This is a genomic window from Flavobacterium sp. AC267 (assembly GCF_979258715.1).
This window is the reverse complement of sequence record NZ_OZ409875.1, coordinates 1,866,853-1,893,667: the sequence shown is the minus strand read 5'-3', so window position 1 is coordinate 1,893,667 and position 26,815 is coordinate 1,866,853. Positions and strand designations below refer to the sequence as shown.

At 33.9% G+C, this 26,815-nt stretch carries 13 protein-coding genes and 8 pseudogenes; 17 read left to right on the top strand and 4 right to left on the bottom strand.

The genetic code is table 11. From position 1 onward, the window contains the following. The first annotated feature begins 228 nt into the window (after window positions 1–228). Both ACZZ95_RS09705 and gpmI read left to right on the top strand, forming a co-directional pair. Window positions 229–2,660: pseudogene (locus ACZZ95_RS09705) on the top strand (DUF5916 domain-containing protein). 140 nt (window positions 2,661–2,800) lie between these two features. Further along, window positions 2,801–4,318 (top strand): annotated as a pseudogene (gene gpmI, locus ACZZ95_RS09700) (2,3-bisphosphoglycerate-independent phosphoglycerate mutase). 183 nt (window positions 4,319–4,501) lie between these two features. On the opposite strand, the gene ACZZ95_RS09695 reads toward gpmI, so the two are convergent. Continuing rightward, window positions 4,502–5,755: a DUF445 domain-containing protein gene (locus ACZZ95_RS09695; protein WP_463468870.1), complete on the bottom strand. Its 1,254-nt coding sequence runs from the start codon at window positions 5,753–5,755 to the stop codon at window positions 4,502–4,504. A gap of 245 nt (window positions 5,756–6,000) precedes the next feature. Between ACZZ95_RS09695 and map the strand changes: the two are divergent. The 9 genes and pseudogenes from map to ACZZ95_RS09650 all read left to right on the top strand — a co-directional run bounded on the left by map (window position 6,001) and on the right by ACZZ95_RS09650 (window position 15,453). After that, window positions 6,001–6,820: pseudogene (gene map / locus ACZZ95_RS09690) on the top strand (type I methionyl aminopeptidase). A gap of 252 nt (window positions 6,821–7,072) precedes the next feature. After that, complete coding sequence (locus ACZZ95_RS09685) at window positions 7,073–7,855, top strand: class I SAM-dependent methyltransferase (RefSeq protein ID WP_095953444.1); 783 nt, start codon at window positions 7,073–7,075, stop codon at window positions 7,853–7,855. A 101-nt stretch (window positions 7,856–7,956) separates the two neighbouring features. Continuing rightward, entirely contained in the window at window positions 7,957–8,628 is a 672-nt protein-coding gene (locus tag ACZZ95_RS09680; RefSeq protein ID WP_463468869.1) for a hypothetical protein, read from the top strand. 436 nt (window positions 8,629–9,064) lie between these two features. Continuing rightward, window positions 9,065–10,858: a DEAD/DEAH box helicase gene (locus ACZZ95_RS09675; RefSeq protein WP_463468868.1), complete on the top strand. Its 1,794-nt coding sequence runs from the start codon at window positions 9,065–9,067 to the stop codon at window positions 10,856–10,858. Between the two features lie 73 nt (window positions 10,859–10,931). Then, window positions 10,932–12,191, top strand: coding sequence for a type IX secretion system plug protein (locus ACZZ95_RS09670; protein ID WP_463468867.1), 1,260 nt, complete (start codon window positions 10,932–10,934; stop codon window positions 12,189–12,191). Window positions 12,192–12,270: 79 nt separating this feature from the next. Beyond that, window positions 12,271–12,657 (top strand): Co2+/Mg2+ efflux protein ApaG, encoded by a 387-nt coding sequence (gene apaG / locus ACZZ95_RS09665; RefSeq protein ID WP_463468866.1) that lies wholly within the window; start codon window positions 12,271–12,273, stop codon window positions 12,655–12,657. Between the two features lie 155 nt (window positions 12,658–12,812). Next, window positions 12,813–14,441 (top strand): annotated as a pseudogene (pruA, locus tag ACZZ95_RS09660) (L-glutamate gamma-semialdehyde dehydrogenase). Between the two features lie 281 nt (window positions 14,442–14,722). Beyond that, the gene (locus ACZZ95_RS09655) at window positions 14,723–15,274 is read left to right on the top strand and encodes a hypothetical protein (RefSeq protein ID WP_463468865.1); all 552 of its coding nucleotides are present in this window, start codon (window positions 14,723–14,725) and stop codon (window positions 15,272–15,274) included. Further along, window positions 15,232–15,453, top strand: a complete 222-nt coding sequence (locus ACZZ95_RS09650) for a hypothetical protein (RefSeq protein ID WP_463468864.1) — start codon at window positions 15,232–15,234, stop codon at window positions 15,451–15,453. The genes ACZZ95_RS09655 and ACZZ95_RS09650 overlap by 43 nt, the downstream gene beginning before the upstream one ends. A 67-nt stretch (window positions 15,454–15,520) precedes the next feature. Here ACZZ95_RS09650 and rsmG read toward each other — a convergent pair. Continuing rightward, window positions 15,521–16,151, bottom strand: a pseudogene (gene rsmG / locus ACZZ95_RS09645) (16S rRNA (guanine(527)-N(7))-methyltransferase RsmG). A gap of 107 nt (window positions 16,152–16,258) precedes the next feature. Between rsmG and ACZZ95_RS09640 the strand changes: the two are divergent. Both ACZZ95_RS09640 and ACZZ95_RS09635 read left to right on the top strand, forming a co-directional pair. Then, entirely contained in the window at window positions 16,259–17,356 is a 1,098-nt protein-coding gene (locus ACZZ95_RS09640) for a fatty acid desaturase family protein (protein WP_463468863.1), read from the top strand. 72 nt (window positions 17,357–17,428) lie between these two features. Beyond that, window positions 17,429–18,620 (top strand): annotated as a pseudogene (locus ACZZ95_RS09635) (pyridoxal phosphate-dependent aminotransferase). Between the two features lie 52 nt (window positions 18,621–18,672). Here ACZZ95_RS09635 and ACZZ95_RS09630 read toward each other — a convergent pair. Next, window positions 18,673–19,691, bottom strand: a pseudogene (locus ACZZ95_RS09630) (serine hydrolase domain-containing protein). A gap of 384 nt (window positions 19,692–20,075) precedes the next feature. Here ACZZ95_RS09630 and ACZZ95_RS09625 point away from each other — a divergent pair. The 3 genes and pseudogenes from ACZZ95_RS09625 to ACZZ95_RS09615 all read left to right on the top strand — a co-directional run bounded on the left by ACZZ95_RS09625 (window position 20,076) and on the right by ACZZ95_RS09615 (window position 23,300). Further along, on the top strand, window positions 20,076–20,423 hold the full coding sequence (locus ACZZ95_RS09625; RefSeq protein WP_463468862.1) for a ferritin-like domain-containing protein: 348 nt from the start codon (window positions 20,076–20,078) through the stop codon (window positions 20,421–20,423). A 410-nt stretch (window positions 20,424–20,833) separates the two neighbouring features. Then, entirely contained in the window at window positions 20,834–21,283 is a 450-nt protein-coding gene (locus tag ACZZ95_RS09620) for a hypothetical protein (protein WP_463468861.1), read from the top strand. 139 nt (window positions 21,284–21,422) lie between these two features. Next, a pseudogene (locus tag ACZZ95_RS09615) lies at window positions 21,423–23,300 on the top strand (peptidase U32 family protein). 48 nt (window positions 23,301–23,348) lie between these two features. Here the strand turns inward: ACZZ95_RS09615 and ACZZ95_RS09610 are convergent. Then, window positions 23,349–23,792, bottom strand: a complete 444-nt coding sequence (locus ACZZ95_RS09610; protein ID WP_463468860.1) for a hypothetical protein — start codon at window positions 23,790–23,792, stop codon at window positions 23,349–23,351. A gap of 1,860 nt (window positions 23,793–25,652) precedes the next feature. Here ACZZ95_RS09610 and purT point away from each other — a divergent pair. Next, a complete protein-coding gene (gene purT / locus ACZZ95_RS09605; protein ID WP_463468859.1) occupies window positions 25,653–26,813 on the top strand; it encodes a formate-dependent phosphoribosylglycinamide formyltransferase in 1,161 nt (386 codons plus the stop codon). Window positions 26,814–26,815: the final 2 nt, after the last annotated feature.

The following is a 26,815-nucleotide window of genomic DNA, read 5'->3' as shown; positions in this document are numbered from 1 at the left end:
TCCTGATTTTCAGGCCTTTTTTACTTAAACTTTAACATTATTAACATAAAAACGCTGGTTATGTAAGATTTCTTCTTACGCTAAAAATCATAACATTTCGACCAATTTTCTTAAAAAAAGGTGAATAAAATGGAAATTTTGAAACGAAAAGTGTAACAAGTGAAACAAATTCTAGTCTATTATTTCTATATTAAAGTAATTTTGTCACTATTTCCCATCAAAATATTCATGAAAAAAATAATTTTCTTTAGTTTTCTATTATCCGCTCTGTGCAGTTACGGTCAAAAAAAAGCAATTCAGGCAAAAGTAACTTCACAAAATATTTCTATTGACGGAAAATTGGATGAACCAGCGTGGGAAAATGCATCGATTGCTTCTGACTTTATAATGCTGGAACCAGACAACGGAAAATCTATTCCTTTTGAAAAAAGAACAGAAGTAAAAGTTTTATATGATAATGATGCTGTATACATCGTCGCTATGATGTATGATGATGAACCTTCTAAAATTTTAAAAGAAATTTCACAGCGAGACAACTTTGGTACCGCAGATCTTTTTGGTGTTTTTATAAATGGTTTTAATGATGGTCAGCAGGATTTTATGTTTTATGTTTCTGCCGCAGACGTTCAGGGAGATTGTATTATGACCGATGCCAATGGTGAAGATTATTCGTGGGACGCTGTTTGGATCAGTAAAGCTTCTATAAAAGAAAATGGATGGGTTGTTGAAATTAAAATACCATATTCAGCATTACGCTTTTCTGCCGAGAACAAACAAACTTGGGGAATTAACTTTTTCAGGGAAATAAAACGAGAGCGCTTTAAATATACTTGGAATTTTATAGACCGTAAAATAGGAACTTTTACGCAAAGCAGGCGGGAACTTTAGAAGGAATCGAAAATATTAAACCTCCTACTCGATTGTTTTTAATGCCTTATGCATCGTATTATTTAAATGCAGGAGACGGACAAAAGACTTACGGAACTCTAAAAGGCGGAATGGACATTAAGTACGGAATAAATGATGCTTTTACTATTGATGCGATTTTAATTCCTGATTTTGGACAAACAAAATACGACGATCAGATTTTAAATCTCGGTCCTTTTGAACAGCAGTTTAATGAAAACAGAGCTTTTTTTACAGAAGGAACAGATTTATTCAGCAAAGGAGAGATGTTTTATTCGAGAAGAATTGGAGGCGCGCCGTCAACCGATCCTTCATTAAATGAAAATGAAGAAATTATCGAATTACCAGTCGCTGTAAATCTTGTAAACGCATTAAAGGTCTCAGGAAGAACCAAAAACGGACTGGGAATTGGAGTTTTAAATGCCGTAACAGAAAAGACTTTTGCCACCATAAAAGACAATACTACCGGAGAAACGAGACGCGAAATTGTTGAACCTCTTACTAATTATAATGTATTGGTTTTGGATCAGCGTTTCCGCAAAAACTCATCTGTTACTTTTATTAATACGAATGTTAGCCGTAATGGTCATTTTAGAGATGCAAACGTTACGGGATTGGCGTGGGATTTAAATACAAAAGCAAATACCTATAGTTTATTTGGAAATGCTAAATACAGTTTTATCAATGATATTGAAGATAAGAAAGGTTTCTATTCTACAGTAGGACTGTCTAAAACAAGCGGAAAATATAGATACAGCTTTGGTTCTGATTTTGTTAGTAAAGACTTTGATCCTAACGATCTCGGAATTAATTTTTACACCAACTATTATAATTTTTACGGAAATGCCAATTATAGAATTCTGAATCCAACCAAAAAGTTCAACACTTTTAGAATTAACTATAATATGTATACAGAATTCAACAAAGAATCTGGAAAATTACAGGACAATAGTATCAATACCAATCTAAATTTAACAACAGTAAAAAACAACTATTACGGAACTGGAATTACTTTTTATCCAATGGAAATTTGTGATTATTACGAACCGCGTGCAGAAAATAGATACGTTACCATTCCACGAAAAATAGAAACTTGGGGAAGTATTTCGACCAATTATAACCATAAATTTGCCGTTGATTTAAACGGAACTTTTAATGTTTTTGATGAATCTGAAAGAATAACGTACGGTTTTGATATTGGCCCGAGATATCGTTTCAGTGATAAATTACTATTGACTTACTTCTTTAGTTATTTGAGAAAAAACAACAACAAAGGTTATATTGATCAAATCGATGCTGATGACAACCAAAGCACTCCAAACGAAATAATATTTGCAAACAGAAATGTGATTACGTATTCGAATACTTTAGGAGGTAAATATGCGGTAAACAGTGCGATGACAATTAATTTATCTGTTCGCCAATATTGGTCTTATGCCGATAATAAAAACATTCTAACTCTAGAACCAAACGGAGATCTAACTCCATATCCGGAATATACAACGAATAAAAATTCAAGTTTTTATTCTTGGAATGCCGATTTATCATTCTCTTGGTGGTTTGCACCTGGAAGTCAGCTTTCTGCATTATACAGAAACAATGCGTCTAATTTTGAGCGAATTATTGATAAAGATTTCAAACACAATGTTTCTGGACTTCTAAATAATGACGCCCTAAAACACATCTTTTCTGTAAGTGTCAAATATTTTATTGACTATAATGCTGTCAAAAATAAAGTCGGAAAAAGAGCTTAGTGTGAATTAATTTTAAAAAATAAAGACTTCTATAATTAAATTAGTATTTTTTATAAGACTTCATTTTATTAAACATAAATGTAACAAAGCTTTCTTTGCCAATTTTAGAAATGACTTATCTTTGTAGAAAACAAAAAGTAATGAACAAAAAAGTTATCCTTATGATTTTAGATGGTTGGGGAAAATCTCCTGACCCTAAAGTATCTGCAATAGACAATGCAAATGTTCCTTTTATAAACAGTCTTTACCAAAATTACCCAAGCGCGCACTTAGAACTGACGGTTTAAATGTTGGTTTACCAGACGGACAAATGGGAAACAGCGAGGTTGGACACATGAACCTTGGCGCTGGAAGAATTGTTTATCAAGATTTAGCAAAAATTAACTTAGCGGTAGAACATAAAACTTTAGCAAAAGAACAAGTTTTAATTGATGCTTTTACTTACGCTAAAAACAATAATAAAAAAGTACACTTTTTAGGATTAGTTTCAGATGGTGGTGTTCACTCACATACTTCACACCTTCAGCGCTTAATCGATGCTTCACAAGAATATGGTTTAGATCAAGTTTATGTTCACGCATTTACAGATGGACGTGACGTTGATCCTAAATCTGGAGCAAAATATATTCATGATTTAGACGAATATATTAAAGATACGCCGGTAAAAATTGCTTCTATCATTGGACGCTATTACGCAATGGATCGCGACAGACGTTGGGAGCGCGTTAAATTAGCTTATGATTTAATAGTTAACGGAATAGGAATTCCGTCTACAAATCCAGTAGCAAGCGTTCTTGACAGCTACGCACATGAAGTGACTGACGAATTTATCGCTCCAGTTGTAATTGTTGATGAAGAGCAAAAACCATTAGCAACAATTGTTGAAGGCGATGTGGTAATCTTCTTTAACTTTAGAACTGATAGAGGTCGTGAACTTACAGAAGTACTTTCGCAAGAAGATTTCCACGAGCAGAACATGCACAAACTAAACTTGTATTATGTAACATTGACAAACTACGACGAAACGTACCAAAACGTAAAAGTGGTTTACAATAAAGATAATATTACTGAAACCCTTGGTGAAGTTTTAGAGAAAGCAGGTAAAAAACAAATCAGAATTGCTGAGACAGAGAAATATCCGCACGTAACATTTTTCTTTTCTGGCGGAAGAGAAACTCCTTTTGAAGGCGAATCAAGAATTTTGAGAAACTCTCCAAAAGTGGCTACTTACGATTTACAGCCTGAAATGAGCGCTTATGAATTGACAGACGCTCTCGTTCCTGAATTAAACAAAGGTGAAGTTGATTTCGTATGTTTAAACTTCGCAAATGGCGACATGGTTGGACATACTGGAATTATGGAAGCCGCAATCAAAGCTTGTGAAGCTGTAGATGTTTGTGCGAAACGAGTTATCGAAGTCGCTCTTGCTAACGATTATACAACTATTGTAATTGCCGATCACGGAAACTGCGAAACGATGATTAATCCTGACGGATCTCCAAATACAGCACACACAACAAACCCAGTGCCGATTATTTTAGTTGACAAACAATTGAAAAGTATTCAAGATGGTGTTTTAGGCGACATCGCTCCTACTATTTTAGAATTGATGGGCGTGCAGCAGATCAAATGCAATGACTTGTCATTCATTATTATAGAAAACAAATTTTAACTATACAAAAAGAGGCTAATTTTTTAAATTAGCCTCTTTTTTTTATAAGCTTTTTTGTCATTTCGACTGAAAGGAGAAATCACACTCGGGAATCGACATGCAAAATCGCCAATCTTTGTAGAGCTTCTAGTGTGATTTCTCCTTTCAGTCGAAATGACAAAAATTGTGGTTACATTATAAAATAATGATACAACTGCTCAACACCATAAATAATTAATCCAATAATTCCGCCAACTAAAGTTCCGTTGATTCTGATATATTGAAGATCTTTTCCGATTTCCAATTCTAATTTTTCCGAAACCTCTTTTCCGTCCCAGCTTTTTACAGTTGAAGAAATTAAATCTCCAATTACTTTTTTGTTATTCAAAAGAACCGAAAGCAAATCGTTTTTAATGAAATTATTGATTTTGTCAATCATAATCGGATCTTCTTGAATTCCGTTTCCGAATGTTTGAATTAAATTCGAAATACTGTTTTTAATAGAAGATTCATCTCTTTTATTTAAATCATTTGTTATGGAGAGTTTTATCTCATCCCAAATTCCGTTGATATAATCCTGAACTTCCTTTTTTCCAACAAAACCAAGAATCATGTCATTGATTTTGACCCTCATTTCTTCTGAGTTTTTCACCTTTTCCAGAAAATCAAAAATATACTCATCAATCTTTAAACGAACAGCACTTTCTGGTTTCTTTGCTTCATTTAAAAAATCCTGTAAACCGTTAAAAACACCTTCTGTAATGCTTTTATCAGCCAATCCGAAGCTCAAAAGCGGTGTAGATGCCTTTACTTTCTGTCTGATTAAGTCTTTATTATTGGTCAATTCATCACTGATGACTTCGAGAAGATTGGTCAGCATTTGATTTTTCAAATCACCTTTCTGCAACGGTTCTAATGCAACGGCAACCCAATTTCCAAAATTTATTCCTTCCATTTTTGCCGCAAATTGAACCTGAATAAACCTTTTAACATCTTCATCTTTTATTGTTCTTAAAATACCTGGAATAATATTGACCGCAACCGCATCTGCAATTTTATTGGCATTTTCTGACTGCGAAAGCCAGTCTGATGCTTTTGTGGCAAAGTTGAATTCGTCCAGTTTAATTTCTAATTTTTCCCGATTCAAGAATTCTTCAGAAACAAAATTTCCGAGATTTTCGCCTATCTCGTTTTTCTTAGTCGGAATAATTGCTGTATGCCAAATGGGAATTCCTAAAGGATGACGAAATAATGCTACAACTGCGAACCAGTCTGCAATACCGCCCACCATCGCCGCTTCACTAAAAGCCTGAAGAATTGGTATTTTAAAATAAATGGCAATTATGAATAGTAAAACTGCGACACCTAAAAGTGCCAAAGCATTTCTTTTCATTTTCTTTAAAGCCTTTACCTTTACTATATCTTGATCTGTAGTAGTTTCCATGATTACAAAACGTTTTTACTACTAATTTAGGGCTTTTTTCTGAGATCGCTCTTCATTCTTAGTCTTTAAATAGCCACGAATTCACGAATTTTATTTAAAAACTGTGGTCAAAAATTTGAAATAAAAAAAATTTGCGAAATCAACATTCAAATTTAATTTGTCTAATTCGTGAATTCGTGGCAAAAAATAACTCGAAAAATTTTAATTAAAAATTGTACTTTTGCCAACTGAAAATCTGAAAAAATATGATCATCCAAAAAACCAGAGAGGAAATCGAATTAATGCGCGAAAGTGCTTTGATCGTATCAAAAACATTAGGAATGATTGCTTCTGAAATTAAAGAAGGAGTTACTACATTATATCTTGACAAATTAGCCGAAGAATTTATTCGTGATCACGGTGCTGTTCCAAGCTTTTTGGGATTGTACGATTTCCCGAATTCTCTTTGCATGAGTCCAAATGCTCAGGTTGTTCATGGAATTCCTAATAATGTTCCGCTAAAAAATGGTGATGTAATTTCGGTAGACTGCGGGGCTTTTAAAAATGGTTACCATGGAGATCACGCTTACAGTTTTGAGATTGGCGAAGTTGCTCCAGAAGTAAAAAAACTTTTAAGAGTTACTAAGGAATCTTTATACGTTGGAATTAGAGAATTTAAAGCAGGTAATCGTGTTGAAGATGTTGGAAATGCGATTCAAAAATATACGGAAGCTCACGGTTACGGAGTTGTTCGTGAATTGGTAGGACACGGTGTTGGGCAAAAAATGCACGAAGAACCAGAAATGCCAAACTACGGAAAACGCGACTAGCGGAAAACTTTTTGTTGAAGGAATGGTTGTTGCAATTGAACCTATGATTAACATGGGAACAAGAAACATCAAACAATTAAAAGACGGCTGGACAATCCTGACTGCTGACGGAAAACCAAGTGCACACTTCGAACATGATGTAGCTTTAATTGATGGAAAACCAGAATTATTATCGACTTTCCAATACATCTACAAAGCTCTAGGAATCGAAAGCAAAGAAGAAGATGAATTCAGACAGGTGCCTTTAGTATTATAACATGGTTTTCAAGAATTAACACGAAATAACATTTTGTCAACTTTTTTATTTTTGATGAAATTATTTTAGAACTAAAAGAAAACATTAAACTATTTAGATGCCTCTAAAAAACAAATTAGGATTACTAATTAATTTGGAGAGGATAGGAATACAAAAAAATAATACTTTAACCCCAAATCAAGGTTCGTGAAATTTCACCCGTAAAATTAATTCGTGTTAATTTGTGAAATTCGTGTTCAAATTTATTTAACTGTGAAAAAACTATTCAAATTAGTACTTAATACAATCCCGCGTCCATTATTAATTCGTTTGAGTTATGTGGCGCGTCCTATTTTAGCTTTCTCATTAAGGGGAGATAAATTTACTGATCCTATTGATGGCAGAAGCTTTAAATCTTTTTTGCCATACGGATACGGAAAACAGCGTAATAATGTGCTTTCGCCAAGTACACTTTCTTTAGAAAGACACCGTTTGCTTTGGCTGTATTTAAACGATCAGACTGATTTTTTTACAGCACCAAAAAAAGTACTTCATTTTGCTCCGGAACAAGCTTTTTACAAATTATTCCGCAAGCAGAAAAACTTGGATTATACCACAACCGATTTGTTTTCGCCTTTGGCAGATGTAAAAGCAGATATCTGTAATTTACCTTTTAAAGACAATGAATACGATGTGATTTTATGTAATCACGTTTTAGAACATATACCAGATGACACTAAAGCGATGCAGGAATTATTCCGCGTTTTAAAACCAGGCGGAATGGCAATTTTGCAGATTCCTCAGGATTTAAACCGTGAAGTCACTTTCGCAGACGATTCGATTACAGATCAAAAAGAGCGCGCTAGAATATTTGGGCAATACGATCACGTTCGTATTTATGGACGCGATTATTTTGACAAATTAAGAAGCATTGGTTTTATTGTAATCGAAGAAGATTACACCAATAAAATTGCACCAGAATTGGTTGAAAAATATTGTTTGGCAAAAGGCGAAATTATTCCGCTTTGCTTTAAACCTGAAAACCAAAACAATTAGATTTTCACCATATAAGTTCATTTAAAAAGGTTTTCAAATAGTAGTATTTTGAAAACCTTTTTAATTTATAAGCCTTCCCAAATCAAAACTAAACCCTACTCTTGAAACCTTCAAAATCATTTCAATTTTGTTTTGACATCAGTTTTGAAAAAAATCTGAATGCCTTTATTCCAACAGCATATATTGTTGAGAATACAACCGAAATCAAATATCTAGACAAAAAAGCAACTGCCGGCGTACTTGAAAGTTTCGGACTTGTTTTTGAAAATCTGGATTCAAACACCAAAAGAATCCTCACAGCCTGTGAATCTTTAAAACCTGAATTCATTTTTAAAAAATTCAGCGCCAAAATCAAATCGGCAAAGACAATTACTGATTTGCAAAAAGATTCTAAAATTGATTTTGCAATTCGGCACCATCTAAAATTTAACTTGAGCTCTTTTTTCGCTTTAATTGTACAAGAGCAATTTCCATTATGTGTAAACATTGGACCCGAAAAGGATTTTTACCGTTCAAGAGTCGATGTAAGTCCGCTTTATTTTGAGCCTCAAATTCAATTTGACAAACATATTAAAGGAATAACATATACCCTTTCTTTAAAAGAAAACGAAACTTCTTTTTTACCCATGAACAGCAATGTTGATATCCTTTTGGATGAACCAGGCTGGTTAATTGTAAATAAAAAATTAGGTCAGTTAAAAGATTTAAACGCAAAAAAGCTTTCTCCATTTTTAAAGAAAAAAATCAATCGAAATTCCATCAAAATTAGTTGATGATTATTTCAAAAGCTTTATACCAGAAATAGCCAAAAAAATAGACATTGAAGCAACAGGTTTTGAAGTCGAAAATCGCGATAAAATTATTTCATGCGCGATTCAGCCTGTTCATGACTTTTTCAAAAACTGTTATTATCTCAATCTTTATTTTGATTATAATGGTTATTCGTTTGATGCCTCTAAAACAAAAAAAACACATTCGTTTGTTGATTTTAGTATTGCCAATCAGCCTAAAATCATTCAATTTAAAAGAAATGCAGACGAAAGTTTATATACAGACAAATTAACTTCGCTTGGTTTAACAATAATCAAAAATGAATTCTATGGACTGAATTCAAAAACTGAAAATCCCGATCCCTATAGCAACATTCAATTTATTATAGATCATAAAGAAGAACTGGAGAATTCAGGATTTACAATTCAGAATCTAAAATTGGAAAGCAAAGAAATCGTTACTGAAAACCATGCTATTTCAGCTGCAAAAGAAACAAAAGAAGATTGGTTTGACATTAAAATAATCATTACAATTGGGACTTACACAATCAATTTCAGCGAAATTATTCCCAATATAAAAAGTAAAGAAAGACTCTTTTTACTGCCTGACGGAAATTACTTTTTGATTCCGTTAGAATGGTTCAGCAAATACGGTTCTATGGCAAAATTGGCCAAAACAGAAAACGGAAAGTCGCTTTTGCGTAAAAGCAATTTTACCGCTTTGGATGCCATTCCCGAAATTAAAGACGATGTTACTTATAAAGCTGAATATAAAGCTTCAGATTTACTAAAAGCAACTTTGAGACCTTATCAAATTGATGGTGTAAAATGGCTTTTAGGACATTTCAACTCCAACTTAGGAGCCTGTCTTGCTGATGATATGGGACTTGGTAAAACATTGCAGACTTTAGCCGTTTTGGTTGCCGTACAAGAACAATTGGGTTTTACGACCAGAACCAGCAATTTTGATTTGTTTGCAAACGAAACCACCATAGAAAGAGAACCGCTTAAAGCTTTGATTGTTTTACCTTCTTCATTGGTTTTTAACTGGTACAATGAAGCGGGAAAATTTACACCGCACTTTTCAAAAATGCAGTATGTGGGGAACGACAGAAAATTACTAGCGCATCGGTTAGCTTCAACCGATTTAATTTTTACGAGTTACAGCATCATTCATCGTGATATTTCGGTTTTAGAAAAATATGATTTCCGCTATTTAATTTTAGACGAAAGTCAATACATTAAAAACAAAAATTCTAAGATTTTCAAGGCGATTAACAAAATAAGTACTGCGCATAAAATTGCATTAAGTGGTACTCCTATCGAAAATTCGCTTGACGATTTATGGTCGCAAATGCAGTTTATAAATCCGGATATTCTAGGAACTTATAATTTTTTTGCAGAAAATTTTAAAATTCCGATTGAGAAAAAACAGGACGAAAACAGCTTATTTGAATTAAAAAATCTTGTTCAGCCCTATATTTTACGCCGAACGAAAGAACAGGTTTTAAAAGATTTACCCGAATTATCAGAGCAGATTTATTATTGTGATATGGATCCTGAGCAGGAGAAATTATACGAAAAAGAAAAATCTAAAGCTCGTAACTTTTTATTGAAAACAGATGGTTCAAGTCCTGATAAAATCAGCATTATTAATACGCTGATGAAATTAAGACAATTGAGCAACCATCCTAAAATGGTAGATCAGGAATCTGAAATTGATTCTGGAAAATATATTGCGGCAACTAATTATCTGGATAATTTAGTCAAAGCAAAACAAAAAGTGATTATTTTCAGCTCATTTGTTACTAACCTGAAGTTTTATACCGATTGGTGCAGGGAAAATAAAATAGAATATTGTGAAATTACAGGTGAAACTCCTGCGGGTAAAAGAGAGCAACAGGTAAACTTATTTCAGGAAAAAGAAAATCCTTTATTATTTTTTATTTCACTAAAAGCTGGAGGCGTTGGTTTAAATATTACCAAAGCTTCTTATGTTTTATTTTTGGATCCTTGGTGGAATCCTTTCGCAGAAAAACAAGGCGTTGGAAGGGCGCACCGAATTGGACAGTTGAATAAAGTAAACGTTATACGATTTATTTCTAAAAATACGGTAGAAGAGAAAATAATCAAATTGCAGGAAAATAAAAAACTGCTGTCTGATTCGCTTTTAGAAGAAAGTTATATTAATGATGAAATTGAAGCAAATTTAGAATACATTTTGAATTCGTAATAGGCGAACCAATAATACCGCTTCTTTTTCGTTATATAAAATTGTTATATTTACAATCTTACAACGTAATGAGATGTCAAAATTTTTATATACAAGCTTTATTCTGCTTTTTATTTTTACTTCGGCGAAAGCCCAAGAAATACAAACTGAAGTAGTTCCTCCGTACAATATCAAAACCGTTACTTTTGTTCAAAATGGCGGGAATGTTGTTCCTATATTTCCATTAGGTTCAACATTTGAGTTCCAGTTTGATGATTTATTTGCAAGTGAAGCCAATTATTATTTTGAAGTTACTCATTGTGATTACAACTGGAAACCATCGGATATTCCGAAAACAGATTATTTAAGCGGTTTTGACGGCCAGAGAATTACAGATTATTCTAATTCTTTTAATACCCTTCAAATTTATTCGCATTATCGACTTCCATTTCCAAATCAATTTGCAACACAAATAAGGCTTTCAGGAAATTATATTCTAAAAATATTAAATGAAGATAAAGAAGTTATTTTTTCTAGAAAGTTCATTTTATACGAAGAACATTCTACGGTCGTCGCTCAGGTAAAACGAAGCCGAAACCTCAGCAATATTGATTTTAAACAAAATATTGACTTCGCGATTGTTTCAAACGATATTACTTTTCAGACTCCAACACAAAACGTAAAAGTACTTTTATTACAAAACGGAAATTTTAATACTGCCATTAAAAATATTGTACCGCAATACACTATAGGAAATCAATTAGTATATAAATACGACAAAGAAACCCAATTCTGGGGCGGAAATGAGTTTTTATATTTTGAAAACAAAGACATTCAGGCGACAAATAATAATGTTGGCCGTGTAGGTTCTAATAATGATATTTATAATGCTTATTTGTACACCAATCAGGCCAGAGGAAATCAGATTTATACCAATTACGAAGATGTAAACGGAAACTTTGTGGTTAAAAACATCAATGGTTCTAACAATGATATTGAAGCAGATTATGCATGGGTTTATTTTACACTTTCGGCACCTGCTTTCAGATTAAACAAAGACATTTATATTACTGGAATGTTCAATAATTACAGCCTTTCGCCAGAATATAAAATGGATTATAATACAGACAAAGGAGTTTTTGAAAAAGCCGTTATGATTAAGCAGGGATTTACAAATTTCCAATACACTGTTGCCAATAAAAATGGGGTTATAGACTACGAAAATGCTATCGACGGAAACTTTTATCAAACTGAAAATGAGTATACAATTCTGGTCTATTATAGAGAAGCAACAGATCGTTATCAGCGTGTTATTGGCAAGGGAAATGCTAACTCTATCAATATAGTCAACTAAAACAAATGTTAAGGTTCTAGATTAAATGATTTTTTTTTGTAGCTTTGCCATATAACACTCACATATATACGGCTTTAGTATGGTTTCTCAGATAACAAGAGGCATAAAAATATCTGTTTTGACTAGTTTTGAAGGTACTTACTTCAAAAACTACAAGATTCATTTTGCTTTTAGTTATGTAGTTACAATCGAAAACCATAGTAAAGATTCTGTGCGACTGACTTCACGTCATTGGGAAATTTTCGATTCACTAAACGATTTAGAAGTAGTAGACGGCGAAGGTGTAATTGGTAAAAAACCAGTTTTAAAACCTGGCGAAAACCACACTTATAGTTCAGGCTGTTTATTATCCTCTCCTTATGGTGCTATGAAAGGTCATTTTAATATGATCAATTTTACTACAACAAAAACATTCAAAGTAATTGTTCCTACTTTTAGAATGTGTGCTCCTTTTGCTTTAAATTAAGGCATCGCCTGCGAGCAATCTTTTTTATCGTTATCTTAATCATAAAATTGTCAATTTATTAATTTATCCTTTGTACTTTTGTGCACCGTTAGATTATTCGTAACAAATCAAATTTTCTAACATTTAAATTATCTAATAATCTAATTTTAAATAACATGCTTAAAGGATTTTTTCATGTACCAAAAGCGGTAAACGAGCCTGTAAAGAGCTACGCACCGAACTCCCCAGAAAAAGCGACTGTTCAGGCAGACTTACACTACATTGTGGAATTCTCAAATCGACGTTCCTTTATATATTGGAAGCGAAGAAATCAAAACTGGAAACACAAGAAACATTACAGCTCCCCATGATCACAAACACGTAGTTGGAAAATATCATTTAGCTGAAAAACAACATATTGAAAAAGCAATTGCTAATGCACTAGAATCTAGAAAAGCATGGGCAGATATGGCATGGGAACAACGTGTCGCTATTTTCTTAAAAGTCTGCAGAACTTATCGCAGGACCATACAGAGCTCGTATCAACGCGGCTACAATGATTGGTCAATCTAAAAATATTCACCAGGCAGAAATCGATGCTTCTTGCGAATTAATCGACTTTTTACGATATAATGTTGAGTTTATGACTCAAATCTACAACGATCAGCCAAAATCAGATTCAACTGTTTGGAATCGTTTAGAATACAGACCTTTAGAAGGTTTTGTTTATGCAATTACTCCTTTTAACTTTACTGCTATCAGCTGCAAACCTTCCTGCAAGTCTTGCTATGATGGGTAATGTTGTGGTTTGGAAACCAAGTGACAGCCAAGTATTCTCTGCAAAAATCATTATCGATGTTTTCAAAGAAGCTGGAGTTCCTGACGGAGTTATCAATGTAGTTTTTGGAGATGCTTTAATGATTACAGATACTGTTTTGGCAAGCCGTGATTTTGCTGGTATCCACTTTACAGGATCAACTCATGTATTTAAAGATATTTGGGCTAAAATTGGAGCAAACATTCACAATTACAAAACATATCCAAGAATCGTTGGTGAAACTGGAGGTAAAGATTTTATTATTGCACACCCAAGCGCAAACGTAAAACAAGTTGCTACAGGAATTACTCGCGGTGCTTTTGAATTTCAAGGACAAAAATGTTCTGTTGCTTCAAGAGCTTATATTCCGCAAAGTTTATGGCCAGCTGTAAAAGAACAATTGATTGCTGATGTAAAATCTATGAAAATGGGTTCTCCTGAAGATTTTGGAAACTTTATTACAGCAGTTATTCACGAAGGTTCTTTTGATAAATTAGCAAGTTATATCGACCAAGCTAAAAAAGACGCTGATGCAGAAATCATTGTTGGTGGAAATTACGATAAATCTGTTGGATACTTTATTGAGCCAACTATTATTGTAACGACAAACCCTAAATATACTACAATGGCAACCGAATTATTCGGACCAGTAATTACTATTTATGTTTACGAAGATGCTAAATGGGAAGAAACTTTAGAATTAGTTGATACTACTTCTGAGTATGCTTTAACTGGAGCAGTATTTAGCCAAGATCGTTATGCTATTGAAGTAGCAACAACGAAATTGCAAAATTCAGCTGGTAACTTCTACATTAATGACAAACCAACTGGAGCAGTTGTTGGAATGCGACCATTTGGAGGCGCTAGAGCTTCTGGAACTAACGATAAAGCAGGTTCTGCATTGAACTTACTACGTTGGGCTTCTCCAAGAACAATTAAAGAAACTTTTGTAACTCCAGAAGATTACAGATATCCATTTTTAGGATAATTTTGTTTCATCCCGATAGCCGGGAAAGGTTTCAATATATAAAGCCGAATCTTAATAAGATTCGGCTTTTTGCATTTTATCTCCATTTGAATTCATACAAAATACTCTGTAAAACGAATGAATTTATTTTTTGTAGTACTTTTCTTATTTTATTGATTTCCAGTGAACTAGCTCTCTCAAAAAGCTTATTCTGATACTTTTAAAACTTTTTGTGCCTTTAAAAAAAAAAACACCACTTTAAATTTGTCCAATAAAATTCAACTTAACAAAAAGAAAAAAATATGAGAAATTTAAACAATGTTCCAAAGGTAATAATGGAATCAAAAAGTATTGGACACCCAATTGATTTTAGCTGGACAAAAAAGAAAATTGATAAATTCCTAGATCCAATTGAAGGAAATGAAGATTTAGAAAATCTTTTAATGCAGATCAATCACAAAGCTTCTATGGGATTGACTGCGGCATTACTAGAATGGATTTACTGGCGTTTTACTGGTTATACAGTTGCAACAAATGATACTCAAAAAAGAATTGAAGCGCTTTGGTGCTCGGTTAATAATCGAGAGCAGACAAATCCATTGCTATTTGATCTTGATCTTAACCTTCCTGCATCGGGTTCAGTAAATGGCGTTTTATGGATTGCGTTAATGAATGTAAGAATGATTGATGTTCGATATAGAAAGGGTTCTTATTTTTTACAAAGTGAACTTATTGGACTTGTTCTTCTTGCCCGCCACATTACTCCAAAAAGAAAAAATTTGATAACTGGTTCAGTCAGGTTATTACAGAATTGGTTCATTCCCATTCTTGTACTTATAGAAATCTTGAATTAGACGAGACTGATGAAGCAGTATACGACTCATCTAATGAACCTGTTTTATGCCGTGAATTTTTCTTTGATTCAGAATTTAAATATAGTAATGAAGAAGCTGAAAATGCACTTCATAATTTTATTGATAATTTAGACCTTAAATCGAATCCTTTTTTAGTCTTTTCTAGAAAAGCATCTTAATAGTAAAACTATTAATTCAAAAAATAACCCGAAAGAATTCTTTCGGGTTATTTATTTTATACTGAATTTAAGCTTTAAATTTTAGAGGAACATGCACCACTTTTTTTGGTTTCAAAAAATTCATCATCAAATAATGCCGCTAAATCATACAAAGTCGCATTTGGAAAATCTTTTAATTCTTCTTCTAAATCTCCTCCTTTTAAATATAGGATTCCGTTTTTCAAAGTATGTTTATGCTGTTTTTTGATTTTATCTTTTATCCAAGAAACAAAATCAGGCATATTGGTTACAGCACGACTTACAATAAAATCGAAATCACCTTTTACCAATTCGGCGCGTTTTTGTTCTGCTTTTACATTTTTTAATTCCAATGCATCAACGACACCTTGAACCACTTTTATCTTTTTAGCAATAACATCAATTAAATAAAAGCGCGTTTCTGGAAAAAGAATAGCTAGCGGAATTCCAGGAAAACCACCTCCGGTTCCAACATCCAAAACTGTTGCTCCAGGTTCAAACTTCATGATTTTAGCAATTCCTAAAGAATGTAAAATATGTTTTGTATACAAGGAGTCAATGTCTTTACGAGAAATCACATTGATTTTCTCATTCCAATCGTGGTATAAAAAGTCTAATTTTTGAAATTGTTCGATTTGAAGATCGGTCAAATCAGGAAAATATTTCAATATCTCATCCATTGCTGTAAATTTTTAACAAAAGTACTACTTTACGATTGAAATATTTAACTCAATTTTGCAAATTGAGAATTTATAATAATTACCTTTGAAAACTATTTAAATTTATTATGAATAACACTGCACCTACATTTGCAAGGCAAGACAATCTGAAATTTTTCAGAACACTTAACTCACGGGTAAACAATTACTTTAAGGAAAATAACATTCAGAAAACTGGAAACTGGAAGCTACACTTAAAAGCCGTTATTCTATTCGCAGTTTTTTTAACTCCGTATTTTTTAATCCTTACATTAGAAATGCCTTTCTGGGTAATCTTGCTTTTATCAATCGTAATTGGTATTGGAATGGCTGGTGTTGGAATGAATGTTATGCACGATGGTAATCATGGTTCCTATTCAAATAAAAGCTGGATCAATAAATTTATGGGAGGAACAATTTATGTTCTTGCTGGAAATGTTTACAACTGGCAGGTACAGCACAATGTACTTCATCACACGTATACAAACATTCCAGGTCACGATGAAGATCTAGATGCAGGAAGAATTATCCGTTTTACAAAAGATGCAAAATGGCATAGTTTCCACCGTTTTCAACATTACTATTCTGTTTTCTTATATGGTTTATTGACTTTCAATTGGGCAATCACAACCGATTTTAAGCAAATGAGAAATTATCTTAAAAGAAAATTATCTTATGGAGAACCAAAAAGCCCAAAAATCCTTTGGACAACTTTAATCATTACAAAAGTAATCTACGTTTCAATCTGGATTGTATTGCCAATGGTAATTGGAATTACATGGTGGAAAGTTTTAATTGGATTTTTTGTTATGCACTATACAGCTGGATTAATCTTGAGTGTTGTTTTTCAATTAGCGCACGTTGTTGAAGAAACTACAAATCCTTCTCCAAATGAATTAGGAGAAATGGACAATACATGGGCGGTTCACCAATTGTATACTACAACTAATTTTGCTCCAAAAAATGCAATTGTAAACTGGTACACTGGCGGATTGAATCACCAAATCGAACATCATATTTTTCCAAATATTAGTCATATTCACTATGGTAAAATTGCAAAAATCGTAAAGGAAACTGCAAAAGAATGTAATTTACCATACTACGAATATAAAACAATGAGAAGTGCTATCGTGACTCACTTCAAGCATTTACGTGACTTGGGAATGAAACCTGAATTATCTGTTTAAACTAAAAAAATCTATTAATAATTAACCTTCCTTAATTAGCGTGGAAAATTAAGGACATTCAAAAATTTTATAATGAATCATATTCTTTCGGACAGAATCAACAACTTAGCGACTTCACAAACATTAGCTATGGTCGCTTTAGCTCGCGAACTAAAAGCTCAAGGAAAAGACATTATCAGTTTAAGTTTAGGTGAGCCTGATTTCAATACGCCTGACTTTATTAAAGAAGCCGCAAAAAAAGCAATCGACGATAATTACAGCACATATTCTCCAGTTGATGGATACCAAGATCTAAAAGAAGCAATCTGCAGAAAATTCAAAAGAGATAATGGTTTAGAGTACAAACCATCTCAAATCGTAGTTTCTACAGGTGCAAAACAATCTTTATACAATATTGCACAAGTAATGTTAAACGATGGTGACGAAGTTATTTTACCAGCACCATACTGGGTTTCTTATTTCGAAATCGTAAAATTATCTGGCGGCTGTTCCTGTTGAAGTTCCAACGTCTGTAGAAACAGATTTCAAAATTACTCCAGAACAATTGGAAGTCGCGATCACGCCAAAAACAAAAATGATGTGGTTTTCTTCTCCTTGTAATCCTTCAGGTTCTGTTTACAGCAGAGAAGAATTAACAGCTCTTGCAAAAGTTTTAGAAAAACACCCAAATATTTACGTAGTTGCAGATGAAATTTATGAGCACATTAATTTCTCTGGAACTTTCTGCAGTATCGGTTCAATTCCGGGAATGTTAGAAAAAACAATTACTGTAAACGGAGTTGCAAAAGCATTCGCAATGACAGGATACAGAATTGGATATATTGGTGCTCCTGAATTTATCGCAAAAGCGTGTACAAAAATTCAAGGACAAGTAACATCTGGAGCAAACTCTGTGGCACAACGCGCTACAATTACTGCTGTAGATGCTGATCCAAGTGTATTAAACGAAATGGTTCAGGCTTTCCACGGTCGTAGAGATTTAGTTGTTGGATTATTGAAAGAAATTCCAGGAGTAAAAATCAACGTTCCAGAAGGTGCTTTTTATGTATTCCCAGACGTTTCTTCTTTCTTCGGAAAAACATTAAGAGGAACTGAAATTAAAGATGCAAACGACGTTTCGATGTATCTTTTAGCAGAAGCAAATGTTGCAACTGTAACCGGAGACGCTTTTGGAAATCCAAATTGTATTCGTTTCTCTTACGCAACAAGCAACGAAATTTTAAAAGAAGCATTACGCAGAATCAAAGAAGCTTTGACTGCTTAATATCATAAATAATAAACTAAAAGGGTGTTTTTTCGAAAACACCCTTTTTTAATTAGTCAATTAACAGTGAAGCAATCTCTGTTGTAATTGCCGTTGGAGAATTACATTCGCAGTTACTCAAACCAACCACATAAATTTGTTCCGAAGGTTCGTAAATTCCCATCGATTTAAATCCAAAAATACTACCGCCGTGTTCGCGTACGGTTTTATTTTTCACTTTTTCTAAATGCCAGCCATATCCATAATCAATTTTTGTCCCGTTATTTAAGTTATAATTCGTAAATGCTTTTTCGGTAAAAGAAGAACTTAATAAGACATTCTCATTAAGCGCATTCTGCCATTTCAACATATCATCAACGTTAGACATGATTGCGCCCGTAGCATACGGAATAGAAAAGCTAATATAATTCGTATTTACATAACCTTGCTTATCACGATAACCCGAAACCCTGTTTTTAATAATTCGCTCGTGGCTTGCATAAGACGTATTCTCCATTCCTAATTTCCTAAAATACGTTCCGTGATAAAATCACGATACGTTTGTCCAGAAACAATTTCGATAATATAACCTAAAAGCACATAACCAGAATTACAATATTTATACTGTTCTCCGGGCTTAAAATCCATTGGTTCGTTTTTAAAAAAATCTACCAACTCTTTTGGAGACAAATCCTCTCTGGCAATATTTTTTATTGCTTTCATACTCGTAAAATCCTTAATGCCTGAAGTATGCGTCAGCAAATGATGAATCGTAATCACATTCCCATTCGTTGGATAATCGGGAATAAACTTTGTGATTTCATCATTCAAGTTAAGCTTTCCTTCCTCAGCCAGCATTAAAACAGAAACAGCCGTAAACTGCTTCGTCATAGAATCAATTTCAAAAATAAACTCGGGTTTCATTTTTACATTCAATTCCAAATCTGCCATTCCAAACGCTTTTCTGTAAACCACTTTTCCGTTTTTCACAGCCAAAAAACCAGCTCCGGGAATTTCAGGTTTAAATTTTGTACTTATTACACTATCTATTCTACTTTCTAAATTCTGCGCCGACAAACCCGAGCAAGCCATTACAAATAGAACAATAAACGATCTTAAGATTTTTTTCATTTTGCGATTATTAGTTTGATTGATGAAAGCTTTGACGGCATCAATCAACTAAAGGTTACAACAAAAAAGCATTTAGAAATTAGGGGCGTGTCCCTCCGGGCCGGGCTATTCGTTACAAGTCCTCGCACTTCCTTCGTCAGGCTGTGGGCTTTCCACTGCTATCCCTCACGCAAAACGTAAAACGAGAAGATTCATTTTCAAAAAAACTCCTACATCTTTATAAAATAAAAAACAACTTTCAAAATTCCCATTCCACAATATTGTAAAACAACAAGTACAATCCTGTAAAACAGAACACTTTATAATCGCCAACTTTGTAATGTATTAATTTAAAAACTATTAGTCATGATACATACAGATGAAACCACAAAAGAAACAGTTAAAACTTTAGAAGGATTAATTTCAATTCTAGAAGACGGAAAACTAGGATATACAAATGTTGCAGAACACGTAGAAAATCCAGCAATGAAAACTGATTTTCTGGAATACGCACGTGAAAGAGCGTTATTTATTGTAGAGTTACAAGACGAGATCAATAAATTAGGAAAATCGACAGATACTTCTGGAGGCGGACCATTAGGAGCTTTACACAGAACTTGGATTGATATTAAATCATCTTTTACAGGCGGAGATACAGAAGCAATTATTAATGCCTGCGTAACTGGTGAAGAAGTCTGCAATCGAAAAATATAAAAATGCACTCGAAGAAAATCACCTTGAACACAATCAAGTTTCTATTGTTTCAAAACAATTAAACAGTATTCAAAACACTTTATCACAAATTAAAATAAAAGCGAACTAAACGATTCATGCTTTTTTTTTGGAAAACTGCTCAGTCTTCGGATTGGGCAGTTTTTTTGTTTTGCCAAATTGAAAAGAATTCCTAGATTTACTTCGTTTAATTTAATAAAAAGCATCGAATGAATTTAACTTACGGAGCTTTTTTAACTCTTTAATTATCTGATATTATAAATACACAGCCCAAAGTAGGTAAATCTATTCAGGCTTCAATTGGTTTCGCATCCTATATATTTGTATTTAATTTTCCTATCAATTAATCTAATCATAAACAATATATCTTTGGGAAATGATCAGGAAAAAATATGAGAACAATTTTAAGATTATCATTTCCTTTAGCAATTATCTTTTTTATACTTTTTACAAAATGGTGGATTGCTGATATTGTTGATGGAGCTGATGCCATTATGTATGGATTTCCCTTAGTCTATAAATCACCAGCATTTCATACTTCTATGGCTCAGCAATACTTTATAATTGAATTCGTAATTGATTTTCTTTTTTATTTTATAACTGTTTCAATAATATTATTTCTTATAAACAAATCGATATCCAAAATAAGACGAAAACGAACACTACTTATAACCATTTACATAATTGCAGGATTATTATTTAGCATAGAGATAGTATTTGCAACCATTTTTGAAACAAATTTTTCAATCAAAAGAGATTTTGATATAGAGGTAAAACATACCGGATTTAAATTTTATTTCTCCAATACAGAAAGAGTAAAATTTAATAAGATTCATCAATAAGAAAATATCTTACTCATCATCATTCCATATTAAGTTAACAATTTCAAAAAAATCGCTTCAGCATTAGCAAACTCGAAATATTTATAAGAACTTTGCACACTTTTTTCCGTGAATACCACAAAAGCCTAAAGTTCTAAAAATGAAGAAGAAAATTGAAATATTAGCTCCTGCTAAAGATTTAATTGGAGGAATGGCACGCCATAAATAGTGGCGCCGATGCAGTTTATATTGGTGCGCCGCAATTTGGAGCACGTTCTAACGCCAACAATTCTATTGAAGACGTTCTCGCTTTAGTACAATATGCGCATTTATTTAATGCTCAGGTTTTTGTTGTTATGAATACCATTTTGTACGATAACGAACTTGAAACGTGTCGCTCAATGATTTGGGAATTATACGACATTGGTGTCGATGCTTTGATTATTCAGGATATGGCGATTATGGAAATGGACTTACCTCCTATCGTACTTCACGCCAGCACACAAGCCAATAATCGTGACGCCGATAAAATTAAATTCCTTAAAGATGCCGGAATCAAACGTGTGGTTTTAGCCCGAGAATTAAACCTGCATCAAATTAAAACAATATACGACGAGGCAGATGTTGAATTAGAATTTTTCGTAACCGGTGCTTTATGTGTTTCTTTTAGCGGAAACTGTTATATGAGTGTGGCTAACGGAGAACGCAGCGCGAACCGTGGCTCTTGCGCACAAAACTGCCGTTTACCCTATAACCTTATCGACGGAAACGGAGAAACTTTAATCAAAAACAGTCACTTACTTTCTATAAAAGATTTAGATATTTCAGAGCAGATTCCGAATCTTATTGAAGCCGGAATCGTTTCTTTTAAAATTGAAGGAAGATTAAAAGATGTCGTTTACGTAAAAAACAACGTTTCGTATTTACGTCAAAAACTAGACAGCTATTTAGAAGGAGCCGGAAGCGAAAAATACATGAAAGCTTCTTCTGGAACTTGTACGTATACTTTTGACTCTTCTTTAAACAGAACCTTCAACCGCGGCTATACGGATTATTTTGTAAACGAAAGACACAGCTCAATTGGTTCTTGGGAAAGCCCAAAATCAAAAGGACAATATATTGGTAAATTAATTAGAACTGTTGGAAACGCTTACGAAATCGAAAATGGCGAACTATTAAACAACGGTGACGGACTTTGTTTCATCAACGAAAATAACGAAGCCGACGGAATCTACGTAAACAAAGCCGAAAACGGTAAAATTTACCCGAACGTCCTTAAAGAAGTAAAAGACGGAACTTTCATCTACAGAAATAACGATGCTCGCTTTCATCAAAATTGTGGAAAGAGAAGATAGTGCCGTTCGAAAACTAAGCACAACTTTATTACTTACAGAAACAGAAACTGGTTTCGAATTAATCGCAACCGACGAAGACGGAAATGTAAGCGTCGTAAATTTAGAACACACAAAAGAGCAGACAAAAACTGGCGAATCAATCGAAGAAAACATCAAAACACAATTAGCAAAAACAGGTTTCACGCCTTATACAGCTAATGAAATTAATATTATGTTTTCTCAAAACTGGTTCCTTCCTATTTCTAAAATCAACGAAATGCGAAGAACCGTTTATGATCAGTTAACCGAAATTCGTTTAAAAAATTACAAACGCGAAGAACACCAAATAGTAAAAACCTCACATCCGTATCCTGAAACTAAACTTGATTTCATGTACAATGTATCAAACAAAGTCGCTCGTAAATTCTACGAACGCCACGGTGTTACCGAAATCGAAAAAGCATTCGAATTACAATGGGATCCAGGAAAATCTCGTGTAATGACAACCAAATACTGTATCAAATACGAATTAAAAAAATGTCCGATACATCAAAAAGACATTGTAGGCGTTAAAGTAAAAGAACCATTAGTATTGAAACAAGGCGAATTGGAGTACAAACTAAAAATTCAACTGCAAACCCTGCGAAATGGAAATTTGGGAAAAAGATGCCGAATTTGAAATCGAGGAAGATCACTTCCATTAAAATAAAAAAAAGCGATACTCAAAAAGTATCGCTTTTTTATTTACCAATTTATTTCTTCTTTGTGGTTTTCGCTTTTGGCGGTGTCACCTTTATTTTTGTAGCTTTTAATTCTGATTTTGGTTCTGCTTTTGGTTCAGCTTTCTTCGCCGGTTTCATATTATACAAATTCACAACTTTCTCAATATCCTCATATTTGTATTCCTTATCTTGTATTTTTTTTACAATTTCAGGTTTATCACTAAAATAATAAGCACCATATTCTTTAAAAAAAACATTAAAACCAATAGATGCACCATTTGAACTTACAGAAACCAATATAGGATAATCTTCATTACTCCTTTTCATATAGTGGTTAACTTCTTTACTAACCACTTCCATTTTAGATTCTTTTATCTTTTCATTAGTCACTTCATCCTTTACCTTAACTTCCTTAATTCCGTATTCCAAGTCGCCTAAATACAAAGACACTTTTCCAATAATAGTTTTACACAACCAGTTTTCCTTAATAACCTTAAATGCTGTACCCTTCTTTTTGTATACTTTCGTTTTCGTCCATAAAAAAGTGTAAGATAATTTTTTATCCGCATCAAAAATCTGAATCGAATCTATCTCTTTGGTCGCATATTTTTCATTCTTATCTCCTACTTTAATTTTTACTTTTTTATCTTCAAAATCAGGAAAATGAACTATACCGCTAACAGTTTGTTTGTCTTTTTTAAAAATTACAGCATCTGCTTTCTGCTGTCCTAATCCAAACCTATATATTACGATTTGAGAACTAGCTTTGCTGATGTAATGAACAAAGCGCTCATTATCAAAAAAAATTTTACTTTCATTATCTTGGGGTTTAATTTGTAAGCCGGCAAATATATAAATATAGAATCGCTTTAAACAACCTTTTAAAACAGTAATGAATTAAGTTATGCCATAATTATTAACAAAAATTTCTTCACAAAAATAATCTGGGCGTGTCCCTCCGGGTCGGGCTATCCGCTTCAAGTCCTCGCACTTCCTTCGTCAGGCTGTGGGCTTTCCACTTCTATCCCTCACGCAAACGGGTAAACAAGAAAATTCATTTAAAAAAAAGTGTCACCCTGAGCGAAGTCGAACGCTTGCATAACTAGAAAGGGCTTCGACTCCGCTCAGCCTGACAATAAAAAAGTCACAAAAATGAATTGCCTCCAGCTTTAGCTGGAGCTCAAAAAGAAGCTCAAAATTAGGCTTTAGCCAAACCACGAATTTTGGCTAAAGCCACTAACTTAATAAATTACCAACCTCCAGCTAAAGCTGGAGGCAATTCAATCAACCAAAGTATAAATCTGCGAGATCTGCGAGAAACTCTCAGCATCCTATTTTAATAATAAAAAGGACAATATATGATAGCTTTTTTGCGATCAGACATACGGTACGCAGACGCACTGCAGTGCGTCTCTACATCAATACATACAAATATTTTACTTTGCGTTTTACATAATTCTTTGCGAACTTTGTGGCTGAAAAATTAATCTGCTGAATCTGCAAAATCTGCGTCAGATTCTTTGCGAACCTTGCGATTAGACACTCATTAAGTAGACACACAGCAGTGCGTCTCTAAATCAATACATACGAATATTTACTTTGCGAACTCTGCGTAATTCTTTGCGAACTTTGCGGTTAAAATATTAAATCTGCCGAATCTGCAAAATCTGCGTGAGATTCTTTGCGAACTTTGCGACTAGACACACATTACGCAGACGCACTGCAGTGCGTCTCTACATCAATACATGCGAATATTTCCTCTGCGTGCTTCGCGTAATCCCTTGCGACCTTTGCGGTTAAAATATTAAATCTGCCGAATCTGCAAAATCTGCGTGAGATTCTTTACGAATTTTGCGACTAGACACACATTACGCAGACACACTGCTGTGCGTCTCTACATCAATACATGCGAATATTTTCCTTTGCGTGCTTCGCGTAATCCCTTGCGAACTTTGCGGTTAAAATATTAAATCTGCCGAATCTGCAAAATCTGCGTGAGATTCTTTGCAAACCTTGCGACTAGACACACATTACGCAGACGCACTGCAGTACATCTCTACATCAATACATACGAATATTTTCCTTTGCGTGCTTCGCGTAATCCCTTGCGAACTTTGCGGTTAAAATATTAAATCTGCCGAATCTGCAAAATCTGCGTGAGATTCTTTGCAAAACTTGCGATTAGACACCCACTAAGTAGACGCACTGCAGTGCGTCTCTACATCAATACATACAAATATTTTACCTTGCGAACTTTGCGTAATTCTTTGCGAACTTTGCGGTTAAAAACATTTTTCGCTACTTTTACTACTCCATTTTTTACAACACTCCAAAATGAAAATACTACTCCTAGGTTCAGGTGAATTAGGCAAAGAATTTGTCATCGCCGCACAACGAATCGGACAAACCATAATTGCTGTTGATAGTTACGAAAATGCTCCAGCAATGCAAGTAGCTCACGGATTTGAAGTTATCAATATGCTCGACGGCGAAGCGCTTGACCGAATCGTAGCCAAACACCAACCAGATTTTATAGTTCCCGAAATAGAAGCCATTCGTACCGAACGTTTTTACGATTACGAAAAACAAGGTATTACTGTTGTTCCTTCAGCGAAAGCGGCAAACTTTACCATGAATCGCAAAGCCATTCGTGATTTAGCTTCAAAAGAACTTGGCTTAAAAACAGCCAAATATCAATACGCAACATCAGCCGAAGAATTGCAAAAAGCCGTTCAGGAAGTTGGAATTCCGTGTGTGGTAAAACCTTTAATGTCTTCTTCTGGAAAAGGACAATCGACAATCAAAACAGAAAGTGATATTGAAAAAGCGTGGCAATATGCCGTTGCAGGTTCGCGTGGTGACGTTATCGAAGTAATTGTAGAAGCTTTTGTAGATTTTCATTCAGAAATTACCCTTTTAACGATTACGCAGAATAATAATCCCACTTTGTTTTGCGCGCCAATTGGCCACAGACAAGAACGCGGCGATTATCAGGAAAGCTGGCGACCGGCACAAGTTTCTGAAGCTGATTTATACGAAGCGCAGGACATGGCAGAAAAAATTACCGAAGCGCTCGGAGGTGCCGGACTCTTTGGTGTTGAATTTTTCTTAACCAATGACGGCGTTTATTTCTCTGAACTTTCTCCGCGACCTCATGATACCGGAATGGTAACTTTAGCCGGAACGCAGAATTTCAATGAATTTGAATTGCACTTAAGAGCGATTTTAAGCCTGCCAATTTTTGAAATTACTCTAGAAAAAGCCGGAGCAAGTGCCGTAATTTTAGCATCTGAAGATTCTACAAATCCCACTTTTACCGGAATCGAAAAAGTAGTCGCTTTACCCAAAACCGATTTCAGGATTTTTGGTAAACCAACTTCAAGACCCTATCGCAGAATGGGAGTTGTTTTAAGCGACGATACATTGGCTACTCCAATCGAAAAAGTAGTAGAACGCGCCAAAGAAACGGCAAAACTAATAACTGTAAATTCTTAAAA